This window comes from Acinetobacter sp. YH12138, assembly GCF_015218525.1.
GTDB classification, from domain to species: Bacteria; Pseudomonadota; Gammaproteobacteria; order Pseudomonadales; family Moraxellaceae; genus Acinetobacter; species Acinetobacter amyesii.
The window spans coordinates 774,751-789,906 of the sequence record NZ_CP048670.1; the positions used below are offsets into that span (position 1 = coordinate 774,751).

The 15,156-nt window shown below is 41.1% G+C and carries 9 protein-coding genes; 5 read left to right on the forward strand and 4 right to left on the reverse strand.

What is annotated here, in order from left to right; all coding sequences use genetic code 11:
- Window positions 1-4 precede the first annotated feature (4 nt).
- From G0029_RS03645 to G0029_RS03660, 4 genes are all read right to left on the reverse strand, one after another.
- Window positions 5-1,720, reverse strand: coding sequence for a proline--tRNA ligase (locus G0029_RS03645; protein ID WP_180107348.1), 1,716 nt, complete (start codon window positions 1,718-1,720; stop codon window positions 5-7).
- 96 nt (window positions 1,721-1,816) lie between these two features.
- Window positions 1,817-4,921, reverse strand: coding sequence for an efflux RND transporter permease subunit (locus tag G0029_RS03650; RefSeq protein WP_180107349.1), 3,105 nt, complete (start codon window positions 4,919-4,921; stop codon window positions 1,817-1,819).
- A 23-nt stretch (window positions 4,922-4,944) separates the two neighbouring features.
- Window positions 4,945-6,048, reverse strand: coding sequence for an efflux RND transporter periplasmic adaptor subunit (locus tag G0029_RS03655; protein WP_180109762.1), 1,104 nt, complete (start codon window positions 6,046-6,048; stop codon window positions 4,945-4,947).
- A 46-nt stretch (window positions 6,049-6,094) separates the two neighbouring features.
- A complete protein-coding gene (locus G0029_RS03660) occupies window positions 6,095-6,688 on the reverse strand; it encodes a hypothetical protein (protein WP_373685909.1) in 594 nt (197 codons plus the stop codon).
- Between the two features lie 343 nt (window positions 6,689-7,031).
- On the opposite strand from G0029_RS03660, the gene pilG reads away from it, so the two are divergent.
- The 5 genes from pilG (at window position 7,032) to G0029_RS03685 (ending at window position 15,156) form a co-directional block, all read left to right on the forward strand.
- Window positions 7,032-7,415 carry a twitching motility response regulator PilG gene (gene pilG, locus G0029_RS03665; RefSeq protein WP_078191060.1) on the forward strand — a complete coding sequence of 128 codons (384 nt, stop codon included), beginning with the start codon at window positions 7,032-7,034 and terminating at the stop codon, window positions 7,413-7,415.
- Window positions 7,416-7,444: 29 nt separating this feature from the next.
- Window positions 7,445-7,813: a response regulator gene (locus G0029_RS03670; protein WP_078191059.1), complete on the forward strand. Its 369-nt coding sequence runs from the start codon at window positions 7,445-7,447 to the stop codon at window positions 7,811-7,813.
- 6 nt (window positions 7,814-7,819) lie between these two features.
- Entirely contained in the window at window positions 7,820-8,356 is a 537-nt protein-coding gene (locus tag G0029_RS03675; protein WP_078191058.1) for a chemotaxis protein CheW, read from the forward strand.
- Between the two features lie 44 nt (window positions 8,357-8,400).
- Window positions 8,401-10,476 (forward strand): methyl-accepting chemotaxis protein, encoded by a 2,076-nt coding sequence (locus G0029_RS03680; protein WP_078192256.1) that lies wholly within the window; start codon window positions 8,401-8,403, stop codon window positions 10,474-10,476.
- Window positions 10,477-10,638: 162 nt separating this feature from the next.
- A complete protein-coding gene (locus G0029_RS03685; RefSeq protein ID WP_180107353.1) occupies window positions 10,639-15,156 on the forward strand; it encodes an Hpt domain-containing protein in 4,518 nt (1,505 codons plus the stop codon).

A 15,156-nucleotide genomic window follows, 5' to 3' on the forward strand; every position in this document is an offset into this window, starting at 1 on the left:
CAAATTATTTTGCAATTTTCGCTAAAAGGTCTTCTTTACTGAGGTTGCTTGATTCTTCATCACGGCGACCTTTGTACTCAAATGTACCAGCATCCAAACCTTTCTCGCCAATGACAATACGGTGTGGAATACCTGTTAACTCGATATCAGAGAATTTAACACCAGGACGCTCATTACGATCATCAAGAAGAACATCATAACCAGCAGCAGTTAATTCTGCATACAGTGCTTCAGCTGCTTCCATTGTACGTGGTGACTTATGTGCATTCATGGGCACAATAGCAACTTCGAAAGGAGCAATTGCAGATGGCCAAATAATACCTTTGTCATCGAAGTTTTGTTCAATCGCAGAAGCAACAACACGAGTTACACCAATACCGTAGCAACCCATAGTCACAACGAGAGGTTTGCCATCTTCACCTAAAACTTTGCAGCCAAGCGCTTCAGAGTATTTTTGACCCAACTGGAAGATATGACCAACTTCAATACCACGTTTAATCAAGATTGTACCTTGACCATCTGGAGAAGGGTCACCTTCAACAACATTACGCAGGTCATAAACTTCGGTGAATTGTGCATCGCGTTCCCAGTTTACACCTACAGCATGTTTATCAACTTGGTTTGCACCAGCAACAAAGTCTGAAAGTACAGACGCTGCACGGTCAACAATAACGGTAATGCCTTTTTCGGTTAAGCCTTGAGGGCCACAGAAACCAGCAGTTAAGCCTAAGTCAGCTAATTGTGCTTCAGTTGCAAAAGTTAATGGAGCAGCAATTAATGGGTGTTTTTCTGCTTTAATTTCATTCAGTTCATGGTCGCCACGTAGGAATAAGGCAACCACTGGTGCAGCTTTACCTTCTTCAGCAACACCTAGAACCAATAATGCTTTGACAGATTGAGTAGGGTCTGATTTAAGGAATTCAGAAACCTCAGCAATGGTTTTCTGATTTGGTGTATCAACAATCTCAAGTGCTTTAGTCGGAGCAGCACGTTCACCTACTAATACTGCTTCCGCCATTTCTACGTTAGCAGCATAATCTGACTCTGTAGAGAATGCGATGTCATCTTCGCCGCTAGACGCAAGGACGTGGAATTCGTGTGAACCAGAACCACCAATTGAACCTGTATCCGCTTGAACTGGACGGAAATTTAAACCTAAACGAGTGAAAATTTTGCAATAAGCTGCATACATCTTGTCATAGGTTTCTTGTAAAGAAGCTTGGTCAACATGGAAAGAATAGGCATCTTTCATGATGAATTCACGTGAACGCATCACACCGAAACGAGGGCGGATTTCGTCACGGAATTTGGTTTGTACTTGGTAGAAGTTTGCAGGCAATTGCTTATAGCTTTTCAATTCATTGCGAGCAAGATCTGTAATCACTTCTTCATGTGTAGGGCCAAGTACAAAGTCATTGTTATGACGGTCTTTAAAACGTAAAAGTTCTGGACCATATTGTACGAAACGACCTGATTCTTCCCATAAAGATGCGGGTTGAGTGACAGGCATCAGGACTTGAAGTGAACCAGCACGATCCATCTCTTCGCGGATAATCGCTTCAACTTTATTTAATACGCGAACGCCCATCGGCAGCCAAGTGTATAAACCTGAAGCCAATTTACGAATCATCCCGGCACGAAGCATAAGCTGATGTGAAATAACTTCAGCATCGTTTGGGGTTTCTCTTAACGTTGCAAATAAAAAGCGACTCGCGCGCATGGAAACTGTCCTAAAAAATTAAGCGTTAAAGTGGAGAGTATACAATAAAAAATGAGGTGAACATTTTCCAAAGTCACCTCATTTTAGATTTTGTCATTATGACATGATTTTTTTGGCCTGACGTGCAAGGAAGTTTCGGAAATCATCCAAATAGGTAAAAATCACCGGCACAACCACAAGTGTTAGTAGGGTAGAGGTAATCACCCCGCCAATCACGGCATGTGCCATTGGCGCGCTTTGTTCACCGCCTTCACCTAAACCAAGTGCAAGCGGAACCATACCCATCACCATTGCACTGGTGGTCATTAAAATGGGACGTAAACGGGTTTTACCTGCTTCAATAATCGCTTCATAACGATCTACACCATGATCCATGGCTTTTTTAATAAAGTCGATGAGTAGAATTGCGTTCTTTGTCACCAAGCCCATGAGCATAATAATCCCGATAATGGAAAAGAGGTTCATGGTTGAATTAAATAAGAATAAGGCTAAGAATACCCCAATCAATGATAAGGGCAATGAAGCCATAATGGCTGCAGGGTGAATGAAGCTATTAAATTGTGAACCCAAAACAATATAAATAAATACAATAGAGAGGGTAATCGCTGTCATTGCATAACCCGCAGACTCAGCCATATCTTTATTGGCACCTTGCGTGACAAAACTATAACCTGGTGGCAAGTCGAAGTTTTTCTCTATCTCATTGATTTCGGCACCAATATCACCCGCAGGACGTCCTGCTGTGTTGGCTTCAACCATCACTTCACGTGCCAGATCACGACGGTTAATTTGTGAAGCACCAAGTGTTTCTTCAAAGCTTGCCACACTTGCCAATGGAACTAAAATAGGTAAGCCTGCAGCATCGGTTTTTTGTGATGTGATGTACATGCTTTGAATGTCAGTTGGCAGTCGACGCTGATCTTCAGTGAGTCTTAAATTTACATCATAGGTTTCGCCTTTATCATCCTTCCACGTTGTTACATTATCACCCGCAAGAAGAGGGCGTAATACATTGGCGATTTGATTGACGGATAAACCTAAATCACTGGCTAAAACGCGATTGATATGTACACCTAAGGTCGGTTTAGGTTCTTTGAGTGAGCTTTCTAAGTCGACAATACCGTCGACTTTCGAAATTTCTTTCATGAAGCGGTCAGAAATGCGTTGTAACTCATCTAAGTCTGGTCCTTTAATCGAGATCATAACCGGCTTTTGGCCGCCCGATACTGTTTCATCAGCTGAGGCAATCGAGGTAATGGTAATACCTGCTACATGTTTTAAGCGGGTACGGAATTCATTGTTGAGATCCGTTAAGGTCTGACTACGCTCCGTACGTGGTGAAACAGTGACACGAATGCTAGCATGGTTTTTACCCCGATCAGTGGCACTATTAATTGCACCATAAGTGGCTTTGACTTCTGGATGTTGGCGAATGATACGATCTACTTGCTTAAGCTTAGCCTGCGAATATTCAAGGGTTGCATCAACTGGTGTTTCAAATTTGATCCGAATTTCACCTTTGTCTGGTACGGGTACAAATTCAGTTCCGATCATTTTGGATAAACCTAATGCACCAAATAAAGACGCGACGGCGATTAAAAGGGTAATGAGCCTAAATTTTAAAGCAAGCTTGAGTAATTTTTCATAATGATGGCTTAGGTTGTCGAGCTTGCCCGAAATCCAGTTAAAAAAACGTTTGATTTTACCCGGCTTTTTATTTGGATCTTGGCGCTCTGCCCAGTGAGCAGACAACATGGGGTCAAGGGTGAAACTCACAAACATTGAAATCAGTACAGCGGTACTGACGGTTACACCAAATTGATAGAAGAAACGCCCAATAATGCCGCCCATAAATGCCACAGGTAAAAATACCGCGACAATGGTCAATGTTGTGGCCAATACGGCTAAACCAATTTCTTTCGTGCCGTCGAGTGCAGCGGTGACGTGGTCCTTGCCCATATCGGCATGGCGGACAATATTTTCACGAACCACAATGGCATCATCAATCAGGAGACCGATACTCAGTGAGAGAGCTAGTAGGGTCATCATATTGATAGTAAAACCAAAAATCCAAACAAAGGTGAGGGTACCTAGTAGCGAAATCGGTAGGGTTAAACCTGTAATGGCTGTCGAACGAAATGAGCCGAGAAATAACAATACAATGAGTACCGCAAGTACTGCACCTTCAATAATCGTACGTGCCACGTCTTTAATGCTGCCACGAATACCTTTTGAAGAATCAACCACAATTTCTGCAGTCGTGCCTTTTGGCAATTGCTGTTGGATTTTACTTAAGGTTTTACGGGTATTATCAACCACCTCAATTACATTAGAGTCCGAACTTCTCAGAATGTCGACAGCGACGGCTGTTTTACCATTCAGATAGGCACTCGACTCCATTTCAGCTTGGCTATCTTCTATCTCGGCAATTTGTTTGAGATAAATCGGCGCGCCATTTTTATTGGCAACCACTAAATCTCCGAAAGAATTTGGGTGAATAACCCGAGATTTAATTTCGACCACCAATTCTGAGTTCTTTTGTTTTAAAGTCCCCCCCGGAACTTCAATATTTTCAGATTTTAGGGTGTTTATAACTTGGTCTATCCCAATCCCGAAACTTTGTAATTTTTGTGGATTTACTTGTATCCGAATTTGACGCTGCGCATCGCCCAATAAATTGACCGTACCAACACCGGGAACCGTTCTAAGCTGTGGCACAATCCGTTGATTCAGATAGGAACTCAAATCACGTAAAGACATGTCCTTCGATTCAAAAACAATCGACATAATCGCACTGGCAGTAGGGTCGTAGCGTTCTACAATCGGGTCATCAATTTCATCACGAAATTGTGCGGTTACTGGTGCAATTTTATCTCGAATATCCTGTGCAGCTACAGAGGACGAGACATCTAGATTAAATTCGACAATAACCGTGGATAAACCTTCACTGGACTGTGAAATGACTTGCTTGAGGCCTGAAATCGTATTGATCTGATCTTCAAGTTTCTTAGTGATTTCAGATTCGACAGACTCAGGAGAAGCACCCGGATAGTTGGTGTAGACTACAACAAAAGGGAAGTCGACATCAGGAAACTCTTCAACACCCATACGTTGCCAAGAAGCAAGTCCTAACACCATCAGACAAAACATCATCATGATGGTGAAAACAGGATATTTCACACTAATTCGGGTTAACCACATAACAACTGTCCTGCCTTATTCTTTTAATTTTGGCTGATACTTACATCTTGTTTGATATCTGAATCATTAAATTTAATTCGGCTGATCAGATCGCTATTTTGTAAGCCCTGAACAATCGCGGTGTTATTGCTATAACTCTGATTCAAAATTTGTACAGGTACTTTGGCAATTTTATTTTGACGAATGACCCAGACGTAAGGTTTATCTTTTAGACTTTGGATGGTGTCGAGTGGAATTTTTTGGCCTGAAATATTATCCGTGCCTAAGATGTGGCCTTCGACAAAAGCACCAATACTTAATGAAGTAATAGTTTCATTTGGGGCTGCAAAAAATTCAATTTGACGACTGGCTTGATCGGCAATCGGTGAAATCCGGCTGATTTGTGCTGTGAGTAAATTGCTATTACCTTGGATGCTATATTCAATCTTTTGTCCAATTTTCAGTGCAGCTTGCTGATCACTTGGTAATTTGGCTTGAATTTCTAATTGGTCTGGATTGACAATTTCAAAAAGGGTTTGTCCGGCAGCAACCGTTTGTCCCGGTTCAACATCACGTTTGGTAATCACGCCTTGGATAGGGCTATAAATGGTACCATCTTGATTGGCTTTTCGCGCAATATCGACATTAGCTTGTTGGGCACGAACATTTTCCATTTGAGCTTGGTAATCGACACGACTTTGTTCAAACTCTACTTTGGAAATAAAGCCTTGATTCAGCAAACGCTGTTTACGTTCCATCATCAGTTTAGCTTGATTGGCTTGAGCTTGCGTTGATGCAAGGTTTGCTTGAGATTGAGCAAGACGTGCGGCATTGTCTTGATTATTTAAACGCACCAACACTTGGCCTTTGCTGACACGTTGTCCGACTTCTGCATTAACATTGGTTGCAGTCGCAGTGACTTGGGCTTGAATACTGCTCTGATTGACCGCCCGAATGGTACCTGTAAAGGCTGTTTTTGAAATGGCGTTGCCTTGTTCGATCGTGACCAGATCTTGTTGAATCAATTCAATCTTATTTTCTGGTTTAACACTTTGCTGCGGATCTTCTTTTTGACATGCAGCCAAAGTCAGGCTTATGCAAAGCAGGCTAAGCTTTAAAAATGGGGATGATTGCTGTGCAGAGTGCATAATGGTCCTTATATCAGCGGTCTACAAAAGCAATTGAATAACAAGTTTATTCCATCGCTTTTAAACGCGTAATAATTCTGTCGTATTCAGCTTCTGTATTTCGATAGCGAGTTTGTAACGATTGAATGTATTCTTTTTTTGCTACCATATTTTTTTGATTATTATCCAACATTGTTTTTAATTTTGCCGGAACGGTTTCACCTTTTCGAAAATGTTCACGTTCTTGGCGAACAAATAATACACGATCATTTTGTAATTGTTTTAATTGTTCTTGTTCAAACACGATCTGTTTACGTATACCAGTCAGTGCATCACGCTTTTTGATGGCCGCAGTTCGGCTATTGGTATAGGCTTTTTTAAGTTTGATATCTGATGCTTGCTGACGTGCTTGGGCAGCACGCTGAGGAGCTTGTCTAACATCAGCTTCAGCATTGTAGGGGCGGTTACGTTTAATCACTTGCATATTTTGATCAAGTGCTTCATAACCATAGCGGATGTGATTTGGTGTCACATTGGTACTGATGTTTGCTACACCTTTACTGTCATAGTAACGATACCAAGTCGCCTTTTGTGGTTGCTGTATATTGGTTGGTGCAGCAAATAAAAGCGGGGTATAAGCCAGTAAACAAGTCGTCAGAATGATTTTTTTTGAGAAATGTTTAAGGCCAATCAAGTGAATTTTTTTTGTAAGCGGACTCAACCTTGTACTCCCCAGTTTAAAGTTGACTAAATTACTTATTTTAAAGTAATAATCTTGCTATAATATGCTTAATTAAGATAATTAAATACTATTCCAAGTTAAAAAAAAATCGTTGGTCATTGGAAAGTGTGAAGCAGTTAATAAAAACAAGAAATCTTGTGTGTTTGCGCAGAAAATGTTCATTGAAAACGCAAGTAAAGATATGTTAAAAATGTTCACAACTTGTAAATAATAATGCTGCTAACTTAATTGTTTGTACATCCTCAATGGGTAGGGTCAATAAATGGACGATAAATTCCAAAATCTAAAAGTCATGGTAATTGATGATTCAAAAACCATTCGTCGTACGGCCGAAACGCTGCTTCAGCGTGAAGGATGTGAAGTAGTCACTGCTGTAGATGGTTTTGAAGCACTTTCAAAAATTGCAGATGCGAATCCAGATATCGTATTTGTCGATATAATGATGCCACGTCTAGATGGCTATCAAACTTGTGCCCTGATTAAAAACTCTCAAAATTATCAAAATATTCCTGTGATTATGCTTTCAAGTAAAGATGGTTTATTTGATCAGGCGAAGGGTCGTGTTGTAGGTTCTGATGAATACTTGACTAAGCCATTCAGTAAAGATGAATTGCTGAATGCAATCCGTAATCACGTTACAGCTTAATTAGATTTTTTATTTTTTGGGGAAAAAGCATGGCACGTATCCTAATCGTTGATGATTCACCAACAGAAACTTTCCGTTTTAAAGAAATTTTAGGTAAACACGGATTTGAAGTGATTGAAGCTTCAAATGGGGCAGATGGGGTGACAATGGCTCAAGCTGAGTTACCAGACTTGGTCTTAATGGATGTGGTAATGCCGGGTGTGAATGGATTCCAAGCAACACGTCAAATTGCACGTGGTGCGACCACCAAGCATATCCCGATTGTCATTGTAAGTACCAAAGATCAGGCAACTGACCGTGTTTGGGGTAAACGCCAAGGTGCTTCTGATTATCTAACTAAACCTGTAGACGAAAAACAATTAATTGATGTGATTAAGCAACACCTCAATGCAGGATAAAGCTCTATGGCAGCAAATGGATTTATCGAATTACTTCGAATCGCAAAACGAGGAAACAAAAACTACGTTTCCACTGAAAATGAAGTAAACCGATGGTCAGGCATTGCTTTTGAGATGATGGGGCAATATTACGTTGCTCCTTTAGGTGAAGTAGCTGAAGTGATCTACCCACCAAAATATACGCCAGTTCCCAATACCCAACCTTGGGTGATGGGATTAGCCAATATTCGGGGACGCTTACTTTCTTTGTCTGACCTAGCACAATATATAACCGGTCATCGAAGTAGTTTTTCACCCACTCAAAAAGTTTTATGTATTAGTCATAATGACCATTATGTCGGTTTAGTAGTCGATCAAGTTTTGGGTATTCAACACTTTAATAAGAAAAGTTATTTTTCTAAACATAATGAGTTGGATCGAAATTTGCAGGAATATTGTCAGGGGTATTTCCACCAGCATAACCAGCAGTGGAATGTATTTCTCTTCAGTCGTTTACTGCAAAATCCCAAATACATGAACGCATCTATAAAATTTATAAATTAATTGTCGCGCACGAACGAAAGAAGGCGTAATCGGGGAGAAGCTGAATGGGCTTTAAACTTAAAAAGAAAAATACGGGTGAAAGCACCAGTGGTCGTAAAGGCGGTAATGCTTTTCTGGCAAAACTGCAATCACAGACAGATCAATTATCTCGAGTTTTTGGTGATAGTGAAAAATCCAAACCATTTATTTATGGTGCGATTGGTTCATTAGTACTGGCAACGATTATTTTATTATACCTATTCTATAGCGTTCCTCGCGGTAACCAATTAACGCAAAGTTTGGGTGAACTCCGTCTTCTTTCGCAAACAATTTCGCGTCAAGCAACTGAGGCAACTGCATCAGGTACTGAAGATGCAATGAAAAAATTAATTGCCTCTCAAGATTCGTTCAAAGAAAACTTAGAAACTGTAAAAGACATTCATGCAAATACAGATGCGCTGAAATCTGTAGATACGCAGTGGGCTGAGGTTTCAAAAAGTATTGACTTGATTACTTCGCAACAAAAAATCATTAATAAGTTATATGACACGAACATCGCGATTGGTGAAACCATTCCGGGGATTCAGGCTGAATATAACTTGATGGTCGACCAAATGGCACGTCAAGACATGCCTTCGAATCAGGTGGTTATTGCGAAAAACCAGGTATTCATTGCTGAACGTATTTTACGTTCGATCAGCTCGGTGCTTTCAGGTTCTGATAGCTCACGTGAGTCTGCGGATGACTTTAGTGCCGATACTGAAACCTTCGGTTTGTACTTAAATGCCCAATTGGATGGTAGTACAGAGCTTGGTGTACAACGTATTGAAAGCCCTGAATTACGTGAGTCACTTGAAGGCATTAAAGCTGAATATGACGATGTATTAAAATCAGCGGCTGCGACAATTTTGAAAAACTCAACGCAAATTGTGAACGTACGTAAAGCATCTTCACAAATTTTTGCTGAGTCAGACAAATTGTTGGACAACTTAAATCAATTGTCTTCTAGCACAGGCTTGAAAACCATTTTACCTGCGGTACTGTTGATTCTTGCTTTAACAGCCTTCTTGATCTGTGTGTTCAAACTTCTTTCTTTACGTGGTCAATCGGATAAATTCCGTGTAACCCGTCTTCAAGAAGAATATGACCGTAACCAGAACGCGATTTTACGTTTACTCGATGAAATTGCCGATCTTGCAGACGGTGACTTACGTTCGTATGCGACGGTATCTGAAGACTTTACGGGTGCGATTGCCGACTCGATTAACTTCGCAATCGACCAATTACGTGACCTTGTATCGCGTATTACAGAAACTTCTCAAGAAGTTGCACAATATACGGCAAATACGCAGGGTATTACCAACCAGCTTGCAGAAGCATCTGAACATCAGGCGCAAGAGATTGCTGGTGCATCTGCCGCGATTAACGAAATGGCAATGTCGATTGACCAAGTATCTTCGAACGCTGAAGAATCAGCTGTCGTAGCAGAACGTTCTGTACAAATTGCTGCAAACGGTGCAGATGTCGTAAACCGTTCAATTGAAGGTATGGACACGATTCGTGAACAGATTCAGGAAACTTCAAAACGTATTAAACGTTTGGGTGAGTCTTCACAAGAGATTGGTAATATTGTCGCATTGATTAACGATATTGCCGACCAAACAAACATCTTGGCATTAAACGCAGCAATTCAGGCGTCGATGGCGGGTGAAGCAGGTCGTGGTTTCGCCGTGGTAGCGGATGAGGTACAGCGTCTTGCGGAACGTTCAGCGTCTGCAACCAAACAGATTGAAGGCTTGGTAAAAACCATTCAAACGGATACCAACGAAGCCGTAATTTCAATGGAACAAACGACTTCGGAAGTTGTACGTGGTGCGAACTTGTCTAAGGATGCCGGCGTAGCACTGGATGAAATTCAGTCTGTATCGGGTAACTTGGCGAAACTGATTGCAAACATTTCGGATGCTGCAAAACTTCAGTCTGCTTCAGCAGGTCATATTGCGACAACGATGAACGTTGTACAAGAAATTACCTCGCAAACCACCAGTGCAACATTTGATACTGCACGTTCGGTATCTGAATTGGCGAACATGGCTGAATCATTACGTGAATCTGTATCTGACTTTAAACTCCCAGAGTAAGTCAGGCGCAAACCTGGAGTACCTTAGCTGCGGCTAGGGTACTGCACCGATTACAGATAACACATCGATAAGGTGAACTTAACGTCACAGTTAAGTCTTAGGTGATGGTTACAATTAAGTTTGAGCAACCTTCTTGGTGGCAAAACATAAGAAGCCTTAGCTATGAAAGAAATATTAAAAAATTTAGTTGAAACAACTACGCTTCCTGAAGATAGTTATCTTGATCAAGATGCAGAAATTTTAGAGATTTTTGTTGAAGAAATAGAAGAAATCTTTGAAGAACTGGCGGGTTTATTTACAACTTGGTTGGAAAATCCACAAGATAAAGACACTTTAACGACGATTCGTCGTCATTTCCATACCCTGAAAGGTTCAGGTCGTATGGTCGGGGCAAAATCGGCGGGTGAAACTGCATGGGCAGTTGAAGATACACTGAATCGTGTCATTGCGGGTTCAGTACAGTTAACGCCGACCGTTCAAAAGTTTGCACAAACAGTTTTAAATGTTTATCAATATAAGCTCTATCCACGGTTTAAAAATGTTGCCGAATTGGATGTAGACTTACGTCCATTGGTTTTAATGGGGCAACAATTACAACAAAATATTAGCCTTGAGCCTGCACTCGAAGAATTATTAAAACTGGCAGATCAATTAAAATCTGAAGATGGTGTCACTGGTTTAGAACTGACTGATGTTGAAGCTACAGCACCTGTAGAAGTGCTTGAAAGTACGATTGATGTGGTTGTTGAATCAGAACCTGCTCCTGAACAAGTGGATGCAGATGCATCACTGGTCGAAGAGACTGTGAGCATTTTTATTGAAGAAGCTGAAGAACATCTACAAACGATTGATCAGTTCCTCCAATCAGATGACAGTAAATCACAAGACTATAATGGCTTGATTCGCGCGCTACACACCTTACGTGGTAGTTCGTCAATGGCGCAAATCGAAGAGATTTTTGAAGCCAGTTCAAAAGTTGAAAACTTATTCAAAACCTTATTACAAGACGAAATCGTATCGAGCTCGAAAGAAACTGCTTTATTGATTCAATATGCTGAATTTGTTCGTGATTATTTGCACGTGCTGCGTTCAGGGGATAAGACAAATCTTGCATCTATTTATGAAACCTTCAAAGCTGCTTGGGATGATTATGGTTTTGCTAGCCAAGATCAATTGGCGCCTGAAGATAATCCGCAAGGTTTGGTTTCTAAGCTAATCGAATTAAATATTGATCAGTTATTGGATGCTGAATTTGAGTTTGATAAACGTGCCCTTGCTGAATTCCCAGACTATATTCAACAGCTCAGTCAACAAGCTTTAGAGTTGATCAAACATACGGATAATCGTGCGTCTGTTGGAATCCATGATTTCACAACTCAACTGCGTGCAGCATATCAGTCTTTAGTTGAAAAGCCTGAATTACTCCATGCTGATTATGGCTATGAGTTATTTGCGCAAGCACATCAAGAGTTTATTCACTTATTTGACACTTTAGCTGCAGGTCAGCGTGTAGTGTTAAGTGAAGCGGTTCAACGTTTCTTAAATGAGCTGACTGCATTTGTTCAACAAGACATTGAAGCAGTTGCAGCGACGACAACACCAGAAGCCCATGTAGTTGCTGAACCTGTTGCCACTGTAGAAGATAAAGCCGCTGTTCCAAATACAACAGCAGTAGACTTTGCACAATTAAGTCAGCGTATTCAACTTGATCATCAACAGATGCAAGCGGCGGATGCGAATAATGACTTTGATGAAGATCTTTTAGGGATCTTTATTGAAGAGGCTGAAGAATTATTGGTGGGGATTGACCAAGACCTCAGTACTTGGACGCGCGATCAAACCAATACTTCAGCTTTGAATAATTTAATGCGTTATTTGCATACCCTAAAAGGTGGTGCAAATATGATTGCCGCGTCTCATGTGGGTTTAATTTCGCATGAATTGGAATCGATTTATGAGCGTATTATTCGTCAGCAAATTTTGATTACCCCTGCGTTAATTCAAATTATTCGTTTGGTGCAGGATGATATTTCAGATCGTATTCAAACCATTCGTGACCAAGGGATCGACTACCCTGCGAATAATGTGATCGATATTCTCAAGAATATTCAGTCAATTGTGGCAGGAGAGCGTTCAGAAGCTGTTGCATTGGCTTCGACCGATTCTATTTTAGCTGAAACTGAACAAGCAGCAGTAGAACAAGATGTATCGGTGTTAGAGCCGATGGATGTTGCTGTAGACACAGCAGAAGCAGTGGTTGAAGCTCAAACGACTGCTCACACTGAGTCCGCTGTTGAACATCTTGAACATGCGGTTGCTGAACATGTTGAGCATCCAGATGATGATCTACGTTCGGTCATGGAAGAAACCTTCCTTGAAGAGTCTGAGGAAATTCTTGAACAAGCCGTTCAATTATTAAATCAATGGACTGAACAACGTAGTGACCGTAACGTATTGCTTCAATTACAACGTGCTGCCCACAGTATTAAGGGTGGTGCGCGTATGGTTGAAAATGAACCTGTTGCCGCAATTGCGTATCAACTTGAGACGACGTTTGAGCATTTTGCGGTTCATCATTTCAACTCAAATGCATATGACGGCTTAATCAAAACGACGTTGGCATGGTTAAAAGAAGCAATCTTCAACCATGACTATAGTAATTTTGACAGCATCAAATTGAGCTTAGAATCCATTCAGTATGTGGATGTTACGGTTCAATTGCCAAACCGTGTTGCAGAATTAGAACAAGGTATTGTCAGTAAAGGCTTTGAATTTATTCAAGGTGATGGTGTTGAACCTCCATCTATGTTGGGTGAATGGTCTGAAGCTAATTCTTCTGATAACAGTAATGAGATGATTCGTATCTCGGCTGATCTCGTCGAGAAGATGATTGACTTATCAGGCGAAAACTCGATTAACCGTTCACGTATTGAGATGGACTTAGGTCAGCTAGGCAATACTTTGAATGAAATGGAGTTAGCAATTAAGCGACTTGCTGACCAGTTACGTCGAATGGATGGTGAGCTTGAGTCACAAATTATTGCCAAACATGGTTCTGAAAATTCACGCTATGCGGATTTCGACCCATTGGAGATGGACCAATATTCATCGATTAACCAATTGTCAAAATCTCTAGCCGAATCTGCGTCGGATTTGGTTGACTTCAAGAGTACTTTGGCAGAAAAAATCCGTGATGCGGAAGGTTTGTTATTACAACAATCACGTATTCAGTCAGAAATTCAAGAAAGTCTGATGCGTACCCGTTTGGTGCCATTTGATCGTTTGTTACCACGTTTACAACGTATTGTGCGTCAAACCTCTTCGACCTTGAACCGTCCTGCAGAATTGATTGTTCAAAATACAGAAGGTGAATTGGACCGTACGATCTTAGAGCGTTTGGTGACACCATTTGAACATATGCTGCGTAATGCGGTCGACCATGGTTTAGAAGATACTGCTGACCGTTTGGCTTTAAAAAAGCCAGAAGTAGGTAGCATCGTCTTGAACATTAGTCGTCAGGGTACTGATGTACTGGTGTCTTTCAGTGATGATGGTAAAGGGATTGATGAAACCAAAATTAAAGACAAAGCCTTAAAACTTGGTTTAATCAAAGCGGATCAGTTCCTCGATAAACAAGAAATCTTGCAATTGATCTTCCATCCAGGTTTCTCAACGGCACAATCGGTAACGCAAATTTCGGGTCGTGGTGTTGGTCTGGATGTGGTGCAAAGTGAAATTAAAGCCTTGGGTGGTCATGTTTCCGTTGAGTCTGAGTTAGGTAAAGGGACGACCTTTACCATTCGTGTACCAACCACAGTAGCGGTCAGCGATGCCTTGATGGTGAAAGCGGGCGATCAGCAATATGCGATTTCATTAGCGCAAATTGAACGTATTGTCCGTATTGCACCTACGGCACTCGAAACTTACTTCAATAGTAAGGATGACATGTTTAAAATTGACAACACCAATTACAAACTACGTTATCTATCAGAGTTTGTGGGTAATCAGCCAATTCCACGTTTAAATAATGTCGGCCATTCATTGCCTGTACTACTAATTAAAGGCAACAGTGGTCAAACCATTGCTTTATTGGTCGATCAGCTGGTGGGTTCACGTTCTCAAATCGTGGTGAAACCAATTGGTCAACAATTTACCAGTGTAGCCGCGATTGCAGGTGCCACGATTCTAGGTGATGGTCATGTATGTTTGATTTTGGATGGGCAAAATATTGCACGTCAAATTCAAACTACGCAGCGTGTTAAACATTCAGCTGAACAGCGTGATTTGGGCCGTCAAGCCAATGCGCGTCGTTTAGTGATGATTGTCGATGACTCGGTAACTGTACGTAAAGTGACTTCACGCTTACTTGAACGTCAAGGTTATGACATTGTGACAGCGAAAGATGGTGTGGATGCAATTGAGCAGCTTGAAAATGTCCGTCCAGACTTGATGCTACTCGATATTGAAATGCCACGTATGGATGGTTTCGAAGTGACAAACTTAGTTCGTCACCATGACATTCACCGTGAGCTGCCAATCATTATGATTACATCACGTACAGGTGAAAAACATCGTGAGCGTGCATTTAGCTTAGGTGTGACTCACTATATGGGTAAACCATTCCAAGAAGCTGAATTGCTTGCCAATATTGAAGCTTTAATTGCAGAAAAGCAGGGGTAA

Bases quoted from the DNA above. Each gene is read 5' to 3' on its own strand.
- G0029_RS03645 (WP_180107348.1), bottom strand. From the start codon at position 1,720: ATGCGCGCGAGTCGCTTTTTATTTGCAACGTTAAGAGAAACCCCAAAC.
- G0029_RS03650 (WP_180107349.1), bottom strand. From the start codon at position 4,921: ATGTGGTTAACCCGAATTAGTGTGAAATATCCTGTTTTCACCATCATG.
- G0029_RS03655 (WP_180109762.1), bottom strand. From the start codon at position 6,048: ATGCACTCTGCACAGCAATCATCCCCATTTTTAAAGCTTAGCCTGCTT.
- pilG (WP_078191060.1), top strand. From the start codon at position 7,032: ATGGACGATAAATTCCAAAATCTAAAAGTCATGGTAATTGATGATTCA.
- G0029_RS03670 (WP_078191059.1), top strand. From the start codon at position 7,445: ATGGCACGTATCCTAATCGTTGATGATTCACCAACAGAAACTTTCCGT.
- G0029_RS03675 (WP_078191058.1), top strand. From the start codon at position 7,820: ATGGCAGCAAATGGATTTATCGAATTACTTCGAATCGCAAAACGAGGA.
- G0029_RS03680 (WP_078192256.1), top strand. From the start codon at position 8,401: ATGGGCTTTAAACTTAAAAAGAAAAATACGGGTGAAAGCACCAGTGGT.
- G0029_RS03685 (WP_180107353.1), top strand. From the start codon at position 10,639: ATGAAAGAAATATTAAAAAATTTAGTTGAAACAACTACGCTTCCTGAA.